Consider the following 14443-nt stretch of genomic DNA (forward strand, 5'->3'; position numbering starts at 1 on the left):
GAAAAGTTTTATCCGGTTTGCCTTATACGTTCATACATGATGCCGTTCTGCCAAGTGCGGCGAGGAGGATTTTCTTATGGCTAATGCACTCGTCAGTATTCAGATTATCCCGAAAACGAAAAACGGGGAAGATGTGATCCCTTATGTGGACCGCGCAATCGAAGTGATTCAGCAATCCGGCGTCAAGCACGAGGTTCATCCGCTGGAAACGACGATGGAAGGCGACTTGAACGAACTGCTGGACGTGATCCGGAAAATGAATGAAGCGATGATCGAGTTCGGGAGCCCCAATGTCATCTCGCAAGTGAAGATCTATTTCAATCCCGAGGGCGCATCGATGGACAAGCTGACGGAGAAATATCGTCCATGATCCGATCCTTATGGAAGAAAGGATGGCCGCCTTTACTGACGGCCATCCTTCTGCTGCTTTTATGGCAGCTTGGCGTCACTTGGGCCGGTACGCCGGCCTGGAGGCTTCCGGCGCCCCTGCAGATCTTGGAGGAAGGCATCCGGCAGGCGCCCCTGCTGGGCAAGCATGTGAGCTTTACGGTCTCCATTACGCTGCTTGGCTTTGCAATCGGCTCGGCGCTCGGGCTGCTCATCGCCTGCCTGCTTCATGTGATCCCCGGAATGAAAGCGGCCTTCTATCCGCTGCTGGTCCTGTCGCAGAACGTTCCGACGATCGCGCTGGCGCCGCTCTTAATGATCTGGTTCGGCTTCGGACTGCTGCCGAAGCTAATTGTCATCACGCTTGTCTGTTTCTTCCCGGTAACGGTAGCGGCGCTCGGAGGGCTGTCAAACCCCGATCCGGGCATGCACCGTTACCTGGAAATGATCGGAGCACGGCGCAGCCAGTTGTTCTGGAAGCTGGAGCTTCCCTTCGCGCTTCCGTCCGTCTTCTCGGGGCTCAAAATTTCCGCCACCTACAGCGTCATGGGCGGGGTTATCGCCGAATGGCTCGGTTCCGACAAAGGAATCGGCGTTTTTATGCTGCTGGCCAAGTCTTCTTTCCGCACGGACCGCGTGTTCGTGGCCATCTTCCTTATTGTCGTTCTGAGTCTCCTTCTGTTCGGAGCCATCGTGCTGCTGGAAAAATGGACCGTCCGCTGGAAACCCGATAAACATTAGGAGGAGTGAAACGATGAAAAAGCTGGAATTAAAAGAGATTTCCAAATCGTTCTCCACAGGCGGGAGCGATACGAAAATTCTTAACGGGATTAACCTTCATGTAAATGAAGGGGAATTCGTCTCCCTGATCGGTCCTTCCGGCAGCGGGAAAACGACGCTGTTTCACCTCATAGGCGGATTGATCCGGCCTTCGTCGGGACAGATTGTTATGGAGGGCAGCGACGTGACCGGCAGGAAAGGGCTCGTCAGCTATATGCCCCAGCAGGCGTCTTTGTTTCCGTGGAGGAATGTGGAAGAGAACGTGATCCTGGCCCGGGAAACGGCAGGCTTGCCTAAAACGGAATCGCTGGAGCTGGCCAGGGAATGGCTGGCTAAAGTGGGTCTGCAAGGCTATGAGAAGGAGCATCCTCATGTCTTGTCCGGGGGAATGCAGCAGCGTGTCTCGTTTCTGCGGGCTCTGCTCAGTCCTCAGGAGCTGATGTGCCTGGACGAGCCGTTCGGTGCGCTGGATGCGTTGACGCGTGAGGAAATGCAGCACTGGCTGCTTAAAATATGGGAACAGAATAAGCGCTCCGTACTCTTCATTACGCATAGTCTGGAAGAGGCTCTGCTGCTTTCGGACCGCATCTATCTGCTGTCGGATAAGCCGACCAGGATCGAAAGAGAGGTCATCGTTCCTTTCGAACGTCCGCGTGCGCTCACGATTACGGAAGATCCGGCGTTTATCTCGATGAAAAGAGAACTGATCAATCTGATGAAGTCCGTAGGAAGCGGAAGCTGAAACATTCAGCTCCACTGCCTGCGGGCTGTCTTGTATATCCGCACGCAAGTCACGGAGTAAACGGAAACGGAGGCCGAAAGGAAATGAACAAAACGATGAGTGAATCGATCAAGGAACCGATGAATGAAATGAAGAGGGAGGAACCCGGAGCCGTCGGTGATCGTAAGGTGAACGGCCCGGAAAAACTTCGCTATATCGATGCTCACATCCATCTGGAACAGTATGGAGAGCAGGAACGCTCCTTGATTTTCCAAGATATTGCGGACGGTATTCCCGTCTACATGCTGCTAGCCGTGTCCATGAACCTCCCTTCATGCCAGAGAACCCGGGAGCTTTACCGCCGGTATCCCCACATAGTCCGGCCCGCTTACGGATTTCATCCCGAGCAGCCGCTTCCCTCGGAGGATGAGCTTGCGGAGCTGCTGGCCTGGATGGAGCAAACCGTTCACGAAGCCGCGGCTGTAGGGGAAGTCGGTCTGCCGTACTACATGCGGACGGAAGTTGAGCAGGCCGGGCAAGCATTTTATTTACAGCCGTACATTGACTTGCTGGAGCGCTTTATTGCTTTTGCCGCTAAACACAACAAGCCTGTCGTTCTGCACGCCGTTTACGAAGACGCGGACCTTGTGCTTGACCTGCTGGAACGGTACCAAATAGAACACGCTCATTTTCACTGGTTTAAAGGTTCTGAAAAAACAGTCGAACGTATGATCGGTTTAGGGTATTATATATCTATAACCCCGGATATCTCCTACGAAGAGGAAATCAGGCGGTTGGCGGCCCGCTATCCGCTGGAGCTGATGATGGCCGAAACGGACGGTCCATGGCCGTTCGAAGGAGCATATGACGGCAGAATGACACATCCCCTGATGGTGGCTGACGTAGTAAGACATATTGCCGGGATTAAATCGGTCGCGGTAGAAGAAGCGGCTGCGCAAATGTACGGCAACACCTGCAACTTCTATAGGCTGCAGCCGCAGGCTTCCGGGTGACAGATTATGCAGGAAACGGGAGGGGTACATACAAATGGAGCTTGTACGATGCGGTTGGGTCAATCAGGACCCGCTCTACGTAAATTATCACGATCACGAATGGGGAGTTCCGCAGAGGGACGACCGGAAGTTGTTTGAAATGCTGTGTCTCGAAGGCGCTCAGGCGGGTTTGAGCTGGTATACGGTGCTTAAGAAGAGGGAGCATTACCGGAACGTTTACGACGGGTTCGACGCGGAGAAAATTGCGGGATACGGCGAGGACAAACTGGCCGAGCTGCTTCAGGACCCGGGAATCATCCGTAACCGGTTGAAAGTAAACGCGTTTGTCCGCAATGCGCAGGCGTTTCTGAAGATCAGGGAGAAAACCGGCAGCTTTACGGACTATATCTGGAGTTTTGTTGACGGGCAGCCCGTGCAGAACCAATGGAATTCGTTGCATGAAGTGCCTGCAAGCACACCTCAATCGGATGCGATGAGCAAAGCGCTAAAAAAAGACGGATTCACTTTCGTGGGCTCGACGATCTGTTACGCGTATATGCAGGCATCGGGACTTGTCAACGATCATTTGACAACCTGCATGTGTCATCCGTCCAACCCTAAATAAAAAAGGCCGTTCTTAAGCGGGTAGAATGGATGCCGGGAAAAATCATGTTAAAAGAGGAATCATTCATAATCGTTCGAGTGGAACAGGATTGGAATACGAGAAGAAACAAGGGAACCTCCGCAGCCGGGGGTTCCCTTTTGATTAGTAGAGGGGGCGAAACCGGACGGTTCAGGCGTACATCAAGATCTTCTCCTGCAGGCTTACACGGATGAATTCGATGCGCTTGCGGATATAAAAATCGAGTGCCGCGCCTTTAAGCTCTTGGGGAGAAACACGGGTGTCTGTATCATTATCTATAATGGTGACGGAGCCGTCATCAAAAAATTTAAAAGTCAAGTCATCCCATTGAGCATTCGTTTCGCCCAGCAGGTCATCGATCTGCCATGAATGAAGAGCTTCCGTATCATTCAACATTTTCTGAAACCAAAAATCGCGTTCGATGAAGCGAACATTTTTCCACAGACTCATAGCAAAACCCTCCTTGGGACGCATACGATAAGTATGCGAACGAATGTTTGTTTTTAGTATATCAAACGTTTGTTCCCGTGTGAAGTAGTTTTTCCATATTTTTTCTGAAAATGGCAATCATTTTCGTGGAAAATCCGTCATTTTCTATCCGAAAGGGGGAATAATAGGGCAAACGACTGTATGGATCAATTGGAAAATACCCGAACCGCCTTGAAAAAGACGCTTAAAATGACGAAAACGGGAGCAGTCGGAAGCAAACAAGGTGTTCTGCAAATTGGAATGATGAACAATAAGGAATTATTTTCAATATAAAACGTCCTGAAAAAAGAACAATTTTCCGTTTTATAGAGCGCTTTCAAAAAGAGTGTTTACAGAATCCACGAACGGAGTTATGATAAAAACATATCTTGTATACAAGTATACCAGAAGGGAAATTAGACATCATGAGAATTGGTATGGTCGGTTTAGGTAAGATGGGTTACAATCTCGTTCAAAATTTACTCCGTCACGGACATGAGGCAGTCGTATTCGATAAAGATCCCGCTCCGGGAAAGCGGTTGGCCGGGCTTGGCGCCGTTTCCTCGGAAAACTTGGAGGAACTGATAGCGAACCTTCCCGCTCCCAGAACGGTGTGGATGATGGTACCCGCAGGTAAAATCGTCGACAGCGTGATTGATTCACTGCTTCCGCTTCTTCAGGCGGGTGACGTGCTTATCGACGGCGGAAACTCCCACTATAAGGAATCGGTGGAGCGTTCCGAAAAACTCGCCGCGCACGGGATTCATTACATGGATGTCGGAACTTCCGGAGGAACGGAAGGAGCCGAACACGGCGGCTGTTTCATGATCGGGGGAAACAAGGAAGCGTTCGAGAAAATCGAGCCCCTGTTCCGCGACATGGCCGTCGAAAAAGGGTACCTCTATGGAGGCAAAAGCGGTTCGGGCCATTTTCTCAAAATGGTTCACAACGGAATCGAATACGGGATGATGCAGGCGATCGCGGAAGGCTTCGAAGTGCTGGATAAAAGCGGCTTCGACTTCGATTACGAGAAGGTAGCCGAAGTATGGTCGAACGGTTCCGTTATCCGGGGCTGGCTGATGGAGCTGGCCGGACAGGCTTTCTCCAAAGATCCCAAGCTGGAAGGAATCCGCGGCGTTATGCAGAGTTCAGGCGAGGGCAAATGGACCGTGGAGACCGCGCTGGATCTCGGAGCGAATGCGCCGGTGATCGCGATGTCGTTGTTCATGCGCTACCGTTCGCTGGAAACGGACACGTTCCACGGCAAGGTTGTGGCCGCGCTGCGTAACGAGTTCGGCGGACATGCCGTCGTACGCAGCGGCGATTGAGACGAACGCATACGGGACCGCAGGTCGGCTGACCTGAAGCTTGCCCGGCATGGATGCTCCGGCTGAAGATATGCTACAATTGACATGACTTCGGAAGGCGGGAAAAGAAGGCCCTTTGGCCGGCTTTTCAACCGCCGGACAAGGTCAGCGTACCTTTAGCCCATTGGTAAGGAGAGTTGTGCATCATGCGTTATCCGTCTGCGTGGCTCAGAGGCGTTTCTTTGGGAGAGTCCATCGCCAGCGAATTAAGGCTGCAAATTATTAACGGGAGCATCAAGCCCGGTGAAGTGATTTCCGAAAACCGCATAGCATCCGACTTCGGCACAAGCCGTTCGCCTGTCAGGGAAGCCCTGAAAGCGTTGTCCATCGAAGGTCTGATCCGTCTGGAACGAATGGGAGCCGTCGTGCTGGGGCTAAGCCAGACCGATGTGCAGGAGCTGTACGATGTCCGTTTTATTATCGAGAGCTTCGTGCAGGACAGGCTCGCACAGGCAAATCAGGCATCTCTGATCGGTAAACTGAACCAGATTATCGACAGGATGGAGCTGGCGGTCAAGCACGGCGACCCCGAGGATTTCGCCTTTCAGGACATCACGTTTCACGAAACGATTATCGAAGCGGCCCGTCATAAAAGGGTGCTGCACCTGTGGACCAGCATCCGGCAAATCGTCATCACGGTTCTGCTGATTACGACGGATGAAATTTTTTCGCAAGGGGAAGAGAAGCTCCTGGACGTAATCGAGAAGCACCGAGCCATCGTGAGAGGTCTTGAAACTCATGATCCGGCGGTCATCGGGCAAGTGGTCCGCAATTATTTCGCCGATTCACGGCAAACTCTTGAAAACAGTTTACCTTCTTAAAAAACAGGGGAAAATGTAAGCGGCCGGTAAAAGGACGCTTGCACACGATTAAACTTGTCGACATGTATACAACTCGTCTATGTCGGCGTTAACCGAATGAAAGCGCTATTAGACGATAAAAGTTTTTGAATCACACATCTGGAGGTCAGTCATGAACAGCATTTTCGGACTTAGTCATTCCGTCACTTTATTAGTCTGGACTCTGATTTCGATTGTGTTTTTAGTGGTGTTTATCGCTAAATTCAAATGGAATCCGTTCGTTACGCTCATTATTTCGGCTCTCATGCTCGGCCTCTTGTCCGGAATGAAAGCTCAGGATGTCATTAAGGCGGTCACCGGCGGGTTAGGCGGAACTTTGGGCACGATCGCGATCGTCATCGCGCTGGGCACCATGCTCGGCAAAATGATGGCGGAATCCGGCGGCGCCGAAAAAATCGCGACGACCCTGGTCGACCGGTTCGGTGAAAAACGCGTCCACTGGGCCATGATGGTGGTCGGTTTTATCGTCGGAATTCCCGTATTTTTCGAAGTGGGGCTGATTCTGCTCATTCCGATCGTCTTTACCGTGGCACGCAAAACGAAAATGCCGCTTCTGCAGATCGGGATTCCGATTCTGGCCGGTCTTTCGACGGTGCACGGCCTGGTTCCGCCCCATCCCGCGCCGATGATCGCCATCGATGCGTACAAGGCGGATTTGGGCAAAACGATTCTTTACTCGCTGCTGATCGGACTGCCGACGGCGATTATTGCCGGACCGCTGTTCGGTAAATTTATCGGGAAACGGATTCAGGCCGAACCGCCGGCTAAGTTGGCCGAACAGTTTGCGGTAAACGAAAACCGGAATCTGCCCGGCTTCGGTATTACGCTGTTTACGATTCTCCTGCCGGTTATTCTCATGCTGATCGGTTCCGTTGCCAACATTGTCGATCCGAAAAGCACGAGCAGCCTGACCGTTTTCTGCGAATTCATCGGGCATGAAATTATCGCGCTGCTGATCGCCGTCGTGTTTTCTTTCTTCTCGCTCGGCTTTGCCCGCGGCTTCAAAAAAGAAGACATTTCACGCTTCACGAGCGAATGTCTGGCGCCTACGGCGACGATTATCCTCATTATCGGCGGTGGCGGCGCGTTCAAGCAGGTTCTGATAAGCAGCGGCGTAGGGGCGGCAATCGCCGAATTCGCCACGCAGGCGAACGTTAACGTGATCCTGTTCGCGTGGCTCGTGGCGGCGCTGATCCGGGTTGCCACCGGCTCCGCGACGGTAGCGATGACGACCGCGGCCGGTATTGTAGCGCCGGTGCTCGCGCAAACGCCGGGCGCTAATCTGGAGCTTGTCGTGCTTGCGACCGGCGCCGGCTCCATCGTCCTGTCCCACGTCAACGACGCCGGGTTCTGGATGGTGAAAGAGTTTTTCAACCTGTCCGTTCCGCAGACCCTGAAATCATGGACAGTCATGGAAACCCTGCTGTCCGTTATCGGGCTGGCTTTTATAATGATGCTCAGCGTGATTATCTAAGAAACGTTTCTACAGACAGCCCGGACACATGCGTCCGGGCCGTCAGTCTTAACAGAGAAAGAAGGAGTAGGAAATGAACAGCATGACCCGCTATATGATCGGAGTCGATATCGGAACAACGAGCACTAAAGCGGTGCTTTTCGAAGAAAACGGAAAGGTCGTCGCCAAAGCGGGCGGCGGCTATCCTTTATATACCCCGACCTCGTCTACAGCCGAGCAGGACCCGGATGAGATCTTCCAGGCCGTCCTGAAATCGGTGAGAGGCGTCATGGACCGAGCCCGGGTACAACCTGGCGGGGTTCTTTTCGTTTCTTTCAGCTCTGCCATGCACAGTGTGCTTCCGGTAGACACGGAAGGAAAACCGCTCATGCGCTGCATGACATGGGCGGATAACCGGAGCGCGGAGTGGTCGGGGCGGCTCAAGAAAGACCTGGGCGGCCACGAGCTTTACCTGCGCACAGGCACGCCGGTCCATCCGATGTCTCCGCTGACCAAGCTGATGTGGCTCCGCCACGATCATCCCGAGATTTTCGGCAAAACGGCCAAATTCATTTCGATCAAAGAATATGTATTTGCCAAGCTGTTCGGGACGTATCTCGTCGATCACTCGGTCGCTTCGTCCACGGGCCTTTTCAACCTGCAGGCGCTGGACTGGGACGCGCAGGCGCTCGAGCTTGCCGGGATCACTCCCGACAGGCTGTCCAGGCCCGTACCGACGACTCATATCGTCGAAGGCTTGAGCGCGTCTTACGCCGCCGAGATGGGGCTTGCGCCGTCTACGCCGTTTGTCGTCGGAGCGAGCGACGGCGTCTTGTCCAACCTCGGCGTAAACGCGATTGAGCCCGGAGTCGTCGCCGCGACGATCGGAACCAGCGGAGCCATCCGCACGGTCGTGGACCGGCCCGTAACCGATCCGAAAGGGCGCATATTCTGCTATGCGCTGACGGAGTCGTACTGGGTGATCGGGGGGCCGGTCAACAACGGGGGAATGCTGTTCCGCTGGGTGCGCGACGAGCTAGCCGCCTCGGAAGTGGAGGCCGCCAAGCGGCTCGGCATCGACTCCTACGATCTGCTGACGCAGATCGCCAGGCAGGTTCGTCCCGGGTCCGACGGGCTTCTTTTCCATCCCTACTTAAGCGGGGAGAGGGCCCCTCTGTGGAATCCGGACGCGCGGGGGTCTTTCTTCGGCCTGACCCTGCACCACAAAAAGGAGCATATGATCCGTGCGGTGCTGGAAGGGGTCATTTTCAACCTGTACACGGTGCTGCTGGCCATGGAAGAGAAAATCGGACGCCCGGCGAGAATACACGCCACCGGCGGCTTTGCGCGTTCGGCTCTTTGGAGGCAGATGATGGCCGACATTTTCGATCAGGAGGTCATCATTCCCGAAAGCATCGAGAGCTCCTGCCTGGGGGCGGCCGTGCTGGGCTGGTATGCGACAGGCCGCGCAGATTCGCTCGGTGTCGTTTCCGGAATGATCGGAGCCACGCATAAGCATGAGCCGGATAAGGCCAATGCCCGTATTTACCACAAGCTGCTCCCGATCTTCATCGGCCTGTCACGCAAGCTGGAAGACGAATATTCGGCGATCACGGCCTTCCAGCAGGAAGTTTTTAAGGATAAAAACGAACCCGTCAATTAAATGGTGAAAATCTTTATAAAATTAAAGCATGACGGAAAATTCCGTTATGCTTTTTTGGTATAAATAACTATTATTTTGATGTCCGATAAATATAATTAATCAATAGAATTAAAAAAGTGTTCACCTCTTCTTCAAATAAGCTTGAAGACGCTTCCTTTTCATGTAAGAATGGAATAGATTCAACCCTATAGATGTGGAGGAGAAGGAGAAGCATGTCAAAACTTAAAATCGGCGTTATTGGTGCCGGCTCGATTTCCGAACTGCATTTCGGCGCGTACGCCAAAAATGCGCAAGTTGAAATTCATGCCGTTTGCGATTTGAACGAAGAGCGGGCCAAAGAGAAAGCTAAACAATACGGTGCTGTGAAAACGTTTACCGATTACAAACAACTTCTGGCCGATCCCGAAATCGATGCCGTCAGCATCTGCACCTGGAACAATACGCACGCGGAGATCAGCAAAGCGGCCGTAGAAGCAGGCAAGCACGTGCTCGTCGAGAAACCGCTGTGCAAAACCGTGGAAGAAGCGCACGCCGTGCAGGAAGCCGTCCGCAAGTCCGGCAAAGTGCTGCAGGTCGGTTTCGTACGCCGTTTCGGCACGAATACGAATGTTGCGAAACGCTTTATCGATTCCGGCGAACTCGGTTCCATTTACTACGCCAAAGCTACCGTGCTGAGACGCCTGGGCAATCCCGGCGGATGGTTTTCGGACGTGGAGCGTTCCGGCGGCGGTCCGGTTATCGACATCGGCGTTCATGTGATCGACCTGTGCTGGTACCTGATGGGCAAACCGAAGGTAAAATCCGTTTCCGCCGTTACATATGACAAATTAGGCAACCGTTCACATATCGAGAATTTGAATTTCTATAAAGCTGCGGATTACGATGCGGCAAAAAATACGGTCGAAGACATGGCATCCGCCCTGATCCGTTTCGAAAACGGCGCGGCGCTGTCCGTTGAAGCCAGCTTCACGCTGCATGCGAAGAAAGACGAGATTTCCGTCAAGCTGTTCGGAGACCAGGGCGGGGCCGAGATCGAGCCGGAACTGATGCTCGTGACCGAGAAGCACAATACCATTCTGAATGCGACGCCTCAGATCGATCATCTGACGTTCGACTTCGAAGCGGGTTTCCGCCGTGAAATCGAGCACTTCGTGGACTGCTGCCTGGGCAAGCATGAAACGATTTCGCCTGTGGAAGACGGTCTGGAACTGATGAAAATTCTTTGCGGAATCTATGAATCCAGCGCAGCCGGCAAAGAAATTCAAGTGAATTAATTTATAGTTGAGGGGAGATCTCCAATATCATGAGTATCCGCGTTCCGAACCCGATCGGGGTTATCGTAGACAGCTTCGGGCTTCCCGTCCGCGAAGGCCTTCAGAAAGCGAAGGAAGTCGGCGCCGACGGCGTGCAGATTTATGCCGTTAAGGGCGAGATGTACCCGGACAACCTGACTGCCGCGCAGCGCAAGGAACTTAAGGCTTACATCGATTCGCTCGGGCTGCAGGTTTCGGCACTCGTAGGCGACTTCGGGGGACACGGCTTCCAAGTCCGGGCCGAGAACAAAGAAAAAATCGAGAAATCGAAGCGTGTCCTGGATCTGGCTCTGGAGCTCGGCACCAATATCGTGACGACTCATATCGGGATCGTTCCGTCCGAGAAGGACGACGTTTACGAAGCGATGCAGGAAGCGTGCGAGGAGCTGGGCCAATACGCCAAAAGCGTGGACGCTTACTTCGCGATCGAAACCGGTCCTGAGCCGGCCGCTCACCTCAAGAGCTTCCTGGATACCCTCAGCACGAACGGAGTATCCGTCAACTTCGATCCGGCCAACATGATTATGGTGACGGGCGACGATCCGGTCCAGGGCGTCTATACGCTGAAAGACTATATCGTTCATACGCACGTAAAAGACGGCCTGCGCCACAAAGAATTCGATCCCCGCATCCTGTACGGCGCGGTCGGTTTCGAGCCGATGGCGCACGAGCGCATTGCCGATATGCTGCGCGAGGGTGAATTGTTCGAAGAGCTGCCGCTCGGAGAAGGCAAGGTCGACTTCGACCGCTACTTCCAGGCGCTGCAAGAAATCGGTTATCAGGGCTACCTGACGATTGAGCGCGAAGTGGGCGACGATCCTGCGGAAGATATCCGTAAGGCGGTCGAATTTATCAAGGCTTATCGTTAACCGGCAAGACGCCAATAAAAAAACCTTTCCGGCCGGGTTATCCGGCGGAAAGGTTTTTCGTTCCTGTTCGTCGTTCTTAGAACGCCGGCAGGACGGAGCCTTGGTATTTGTCTTCGATGAATTTCTTCACTTCAGGCGTTTGCAGAGCTTTGATCAGCTTCTGAACCGCTTCGGATTTCGCATTGTCTTCGCGAGCCGCGACAATGTTGGCATAAGGGGAATCTTTGTCTTCTACGAAGAGAGCGTCTTTGGCAGGAACCAGCTTCGCTTCAAGCGCGTAGTTCGTATTGATCAGAGCAAGATCGACTTCGTCCAGAACACGCGGCAGCATAGCCGCTTCGAGTTCTTTGATTTTGAAGTTCTTTTTGTTTTCTACGATATCTTTCACGGTTCCGGCAATGCCGACGCCTTCTTTCAGCTTGATCAGGCCGTTCTTCTCCAGAAGAACCAGAGCGCGTGCGCCGTTGGAAGGATCGTTCGGGATGGCGATCGTTGCGCCGTCTTTCAGTTCGCCGAGCGCTTTCACTTTACGGGAATAGCCGCCGAACGGTTCGATATGAACGTTGCCAACGCTGACAAGTTTAGAGCCTTTGCTTTTATTGAACTCTTCTAAATAAGGAAGATGCTGGAAAAAATTGGCGTCCAGCTGTTTCTCGTTAAGCTGCGTGTTCGGCAGAACGTAGTCCGTAAACACTTTAATGTCCAGGTTAACGCCTTCCGCTTTCAGTTTGTCTTTAACGGACTCCAGAATCTCGGCTTGCGGTACGGCAGTCGCGCCGATTTTCAAGGTAACGGCGGCTTTCTCGCCGGTACCTGCGCCGGAAGCCGGTGTAGTCGTAGCCGAAGGTTCGGCTTTTTGTTTGCCGCAGGCTGCAAGAGCCGTCATTGCGACGATCAGAAACAAGACGATCAGTGAACGTTTTTTCATAAGGGTTTCCTCCTTGGATTCGGTTATCTATCGCATCATTTGCGCGTGAAATAGAGAACGAAACGGTCTCCGATCATCTGCAAAATTTGCACGAGAATAAGCAAAATAACGACGGTCGCGATCATGACTTCCGTCTGGAAACGCTGGTACCCGTAGCGGATAGCCAGGTCACCGAGGCCGCCGCCGCCGACCATACCGGACATGGCCGTGTAGGATACGAGCGTAACGGTGGTGATCGTAATGCCGGCGATAAGGCCGGGAAGAGCTTCCGGCAGCAGAACGCGGCGGACGATCTGGAATCGGCCCGCGCCCATGGACTGGGCGGCTTCGATAATGCCGCGGTCCACCTCGCGCAAAGCCGTCTCGACGAGACGCGCGAAGAAAGGCGCGGCCGCGATGACAAGCGGCGGAATCGTTCCCTTGACGCCGATGGAAGTGCCGACGAGAAGCTTCGTCAGCGGAATCGCGGCGATCATCAGAATGATGAAAGGGAAGGAACGCAGCACGTTGACGATAAACGAGATGACGATGTTGAACGTGCGGTTTTCCAGCAGACTTCCTTTCGAAGTCAGATAGAGCAGCACGCCGATCGGCAGCCCGATCACGAACGTGAACAGGGCCGAAAGGCCGAGCATCATCATCGTGTCGTTCGTGGCGGTTCCGATTTCGCTCCAATCGATTTTAGACCAATCCATTCGAATACACCTCCACATCCAGGCCGTGCTCGCGCAGGAGACGGATCGTGTTCTCCGCCGCATCCCGCGGGCCCTGCAGTCGAACGACGAGCTGGCCGTAAGGCGTGTTTTTCATCCGGGAAATGGTTCCCTGCAGGATGGAGAACGTCACGCCTGTCTGTTGAACCGTTATGGACAAAATCGGCTCGTACGTAGTTTCACCGAGAAAGGTGATTTTCAGCACCGTGCCGTCCTGGGCGGGAACTCCCGCAGTGTCCGGCTTGTCGATCTCAACCGAATCCGCAACCTGTTCGATGAACTGCCGGGTTACGTCGTGGCGCGGCTTTAGGAATACTTCCGCCACAGGCCCCTGTTCCACGATCTGGCCCTCATGAATGACTGCTACGCGGTCGCAGATGGAGCGGATCACCTGCATTTCGTGCGTAATGAGCACGATGGTGATCTTCAGCTTGCGGTTGATGTCCAGCAGCAGATTGAGAATGGAATTCGTCGTCTGCGGGTCGAGTGCGGAAGTCGCTTCATCGCACAGCAGGACGTGCGGATTCGTCGCAAGTGCGCGCGCGATGCCGACACGCTGCTTCTGGCCCCCGGACAGCTGGGACGGGTACTTCTTGCCGTGTTCGGTCAGACCGACCAGGGCAAGGAGCTCGGCGACGCGGCGCCGTGCTTCCGATTTGGCCGTACCGGCCAGGCGAAGCGGGAATGCGATGTTCTCTTCCACCGTGGCGGAGGAGAGGAGATTGAAATGCTGAAAGATCATGCCGATCCGGCGGCGCTGATCTTGAAGCTTCTTGGTACTGAGTGCCGTCAGGTCAACGCCGTCCACGACGACGCTGCCCTCGGTCGGGCGCTCCAGGAGATTGATCGTCCGGAGCAGGGTGCTTTTGCCGGCGCCCGAGTGGCCGATAATGCCGTAAATCTCGCCTTTATCAATCGTGAGATTAATTTCTTGCAGGGCGTGTGTTATGCGAGAGCCGCTGCCGTATTGCTTGCGCAGCTTCCTGATTTCGATCAATTGCTTCACCTTCTTTGCTTGAAAATAAGAAAAAGCCCATTTTGTAAAGACAAAAAGGGCTTTTCCGGTATCGAAAACGACCTTCTCATCTGCCAGAATCCGCCTGGATCCTGAAGGAATTGGCACCATTGTCATCGCGCATATTGCTGCGATCGGTTGCCGGGCTTCGCAGGGCCTTGTCCCTCCGCCACTCTTGATAAGAATCGGTATAGTATGAGGTTGTCCTAAATTAGACGGTAAAACGACAATTCCGAGTATAACCCAAGGATTTTTTGAAGTCAACGGTTAT

The 14443-nt window shown here is 53.6% G+C and carries 15 protein-coding genes and 1 riboswitch; of the genes, 11 read left to right on the forward strand and 4 right to left on the reverse strand.

The features are described from left to right. Positions 1-76 precede the first annotated feature (76 nt). The 5 genes from ABH899_RS12960 to ABH899_RS12980 all read left to right on the forward strand — a co-directional run bounded on the left by ABH899_RS12960 (position 77) and on the right by ABH899_RS12980 (position 3505). Positions 77-370: an MTH1187 family thiamine-binding protein gene (locus tag ABH899_RS12960; RefSeq protein WP_009672780.1), complete on the forward strand. Its 294-nt coding sequence runs from the start codon at positions 77-79 to the stop codon at positions 368-370. After that, a complete protein-coding gene (locus ABH899_RS12965; RefSeq protein ID WP_369996653.1) occupies positions 367-1128 on the forward strand; it encodes an ABC transporter permease in 762 nt (253 codons plus the stop codon). The genes ABH899_RS12960 and ABH899_RS12965 overlap by 4 nt, the downstream gene beginning before the upstream one ends. Positions 1129-1141: 13 nt before the next feature. Continuing rightward, positions 1142-1909: an ABC transporter ATP-binding protein gene (locus tag ABH899_RS12970; RefSeq protein ID WP_369996656.1), complete on the forward strand. Its 768-nt coding sequence runs from the start codon at positions 1142-1144 to the stop codon at positions 1907-1909. An 83-nt stretch (positions 1910-1992) separates the two neighbouring features. Further along, a complete protein-coding gene (locus ABH899_RS12975) occupies positions 1993-2901 on the forward strand; it encodes a TatD family hydrolase (RefSeq protein WP_369996659.1) in 909 nt (302 codons plus the stop codon). 34 nt (positions 2902-2935) lie between these two features. Beyond that, a complete protein-coding gene (locus tag ABH899_RS12980; RefSeq protein WP_369996662.1) occupies positions 2936-3505 on the forward strand; it encodes a DNA-3-methyladenine glycosylase I in 570 nt (189 codons plus the stop codon). A 168-nt stretch (positions 3506-3673) separates the two neighbouring features. Here the strand turns inward: ABH899_RS12980 and ABH899_RS12985 are convergent, their stop codons facing one another. After that, entirely contained in the window at positions 3674-3973 is a 300-nt protein-coding gene (locus ABH899_RS12985) for a hypothetical protein (RefSeq protein ID WP_218228595.1), read from the reverse strand. A 443-nt stretch (positions 3974-4416) separates the two neighbouring features. Here ABH899_RS12985 and gnd point away from each other — a divergent pair, with 443 nt between their 5' ends. The 6 genes from gnd (at position 4417) to ABH899_RS13015 (ending at position 11516) form a co-directional block, all read left to right on the forward strand. Further along, complete coding sequence (gnd, locus tag ABH899_RS12990; protein WP_369996667.1) at positions 4417-5319, forward strand: phosphogluconate dehydrogenase (NAD(+)-dependent, decarboxylating); 903 nt, start codon at positions 4417-4419, stop codon at positions 5317-5319. A 185-nt stretch (positions 5320-5504) separates the two neighbouring features. Next, positions 5505-6179 (forward strand): GntR family transcriptional regulator, encoded by a 675-nt coding sequence (locus ABH899_RS12995; protein ID WP_009672720.1) that lies wholly within the window; start codon positions 5505-5507, stop codon positions 6177-6179. A gap of 151 nt (positions 6180-6330) precedes the next feature. Next, positions 6331-7692 carry a GntP family permease gene (locus ABH899_RS13000; RefSeq protein WP_369996671.1) on the forward strand — a complete coding sequence of 454 codons (1362 nt, stop codon included), beginning with the start codon at positions 6331-6333 and terminating at the stop codon, positions 7690-7692. A 73-nt stretch (positions 7693-7765) separates the two neighbouring features. After that, entirely contained in the window at positions 7766-9334 is a 1569-nt protein-coding gene (gene gntK / locus ABH899_RS13005) for a gluconokinase (protein WP_369996674.1), read from the forward strand. A gap of 212 nt (positions 9335-9546) precedes the next feature. Beyond that, entirely contained in the window at positions 9547-10608 is a 1062-nt protein-coding gene (locus ABH899_RS13010) for a Gfo/Idh/MocA family protein (RefSeq protein ID WP_218228597.1), read from the forward strand. Between the two features lie 29 nt (positions 10609-10637). After that, positions 10638-11516, forward strand: a complete 879-nt coding sequence (locus tag ABH899_RS13015) for a sugar phosphate isomerase/epimerase family protein (protein ID WP_009672725.1) — start codon at positions 10638-10640, stop codon at positions 11514-11516. A 76-nt stretch (positions 11517-11592) separates the two neighbouring features. Here ABH899_RS13015 and ABH899_RS13020 read toward each other — a convergent pair whose 3' ends face one another. From ABH899_RS13020 to ABH899_RS13030, 3 genes are read right to left on the reverse strand one after another with little or no spacing between them, the layout of a single operon-like run. Beyond that, complete coding sequence (locus ABH899_RS13020) at positions 11593-12444, reverse strand: MetQ/NlpA family ABC transporter substrate-binding protein (RefSeq protein WP_369996678.1); 852 nt, start codon at positions 12442-12444, stop codon at positions 11593-11595. 35 nt (positions 12445-12479) lie between these two features. Continuing rightward, positions 12480-13139, reverse strand: coding sequence for a methionine ABC transporter permease (locus tag ABH899_RS13025; RefSeq protein ID WP_009672848.1), 660 nt, complete (start codon positions 13137-13139; stop codon positions 12480-12482). Then, positions 13126-14154 (reverse strand): methionine ABC transporter ATP-binding protein, encoded by a 1029-nt coding sequence (locus tag ABH899_RS13030; protein ID WP_369996681.1) that lies wholly within the window; start codon positions 14152-14154, stop codon positions 13126-13128. The genes ABH899_RS13025 and ABH899_RS13030 overlap by 14 nt, the downstream gene beginning before the upstream one ends. Positions 14155-14236: 82 nt before the next feature. Continuing rightward, a riboswitch (SAM riboswitch) is annotated at positions 14237-14357 on the reverse strand. Positions 14358-14443: the final 86 nt, after the last annotated feature.

It is taken from the genome of Paenibacillus sp. RC84 (assembly GCF_041260495.1).
Classification (GTDB): domain Bacteria; phylum Bacillota; class Bacilli; order Paenibacillales; family NBRC-103111; genus Paenibacillus_F.

Excerpts from the sequence above, each read along its gene's own strand:
- ABH899_RS12960 (WP_009672780.1), top strand. The coding sequence starts at position 77 with ATGGCTAATGCACTCGTCAGTATTCAGATTATCCCGAAAACGAAAAAC.
- ABH899_RS12965 (WP_369996653.1), top strand. The coding sequence starts at position 367 with ATGATCCGATCCTTATGGAAGAAAGGATGGCCGCCTTTACTGACGGCC.
- ABH899_RS12970 (WP_369996656.1), top strand. The coding sequence starts at position 1,142 with ATGAAAAAGCTGGAATTAAAAGAGATTTCCAAATCGTTCTCCACAGGC.
- ABH899_RS12975 (WP_369996659.1), top strand. The coding sequence starts at position 1,993 with ATGAACAAAACGATGAGTGAATCGATCAAGGAACCGATGAATGAAATG.
- ABH899_RS12980 (WP_369996662.1), top strand. The coding sequence starts at position 2,936 with ATGGAGCTTGTACGATGCGGTTGGGTCAATCAGGACCCGCTCTACGTA.
- ABH899_RS12985 (WP_218228595.1), bottom strand. The coding sequence starts at position 3,973 with ATGAGTCTGTGGAAAAATGTTCGCTTCATCGAACGCGATTTTTGGTTT.
- gnd (WP_369996667.1), top strand. The coding sequence starts at position 4,417 with ATGAGAATTGGTATGGTCGGTTTAGGTAAGATGGGTTACAATCTCGTT.
- ABH899_RS12995 (WP_009672720.1), top strand. The coding sequence starts at position 5,505 with ATGCGTTATCCGTCTGCGTGGCTCAGAGGCGTTTCTTTGGGAGAGTCC.
- ABH899_RS13000 (WP_369996671.1), top strand. The coding sequence starts at position 6,331 with ATGAACAGCATTTTCGGACTTAGTCATTCCGTCACTTTATTAGTCTGG.
- gntK (WP_369996674.1), top strand. The coding sequence starts at position 7,766 with ATGAACAGCATGACCCGCTATATGATCGGAGTCGATATCGGAACAACG.
- ABH899_RS13010 (WP_218228597.1), top strand. The coding sequence starts at position 9,547 with ATGTCAAAACTTAAAATCGGCGTTATTGGTGCCGGCTCGATTTCCGAA.
- ABH899_RS13015 (WP_009672725.1), top strand. The coding sequence starts at position 10,638 with ATGAGTATCCGCGTTCCGAACCCGATCGGGGTTATCGTAGACAGCTTC.
- ABH899_RS13020 (WP_369996678.1), bottom strand. The coding sequence starts at position 12,444 with ATGAAAAAACGTTCACTGATCGTCTTGTTTCTGATCGTCGCAATGACG.
- ABH899_RS13025 (WP_009672848.1), bottom strand. The coding sequence starts at position 13,139 with ATGGATTGGTCTAAAATCGATTGGAGCGAAATCGGAACCGCCACGAAC.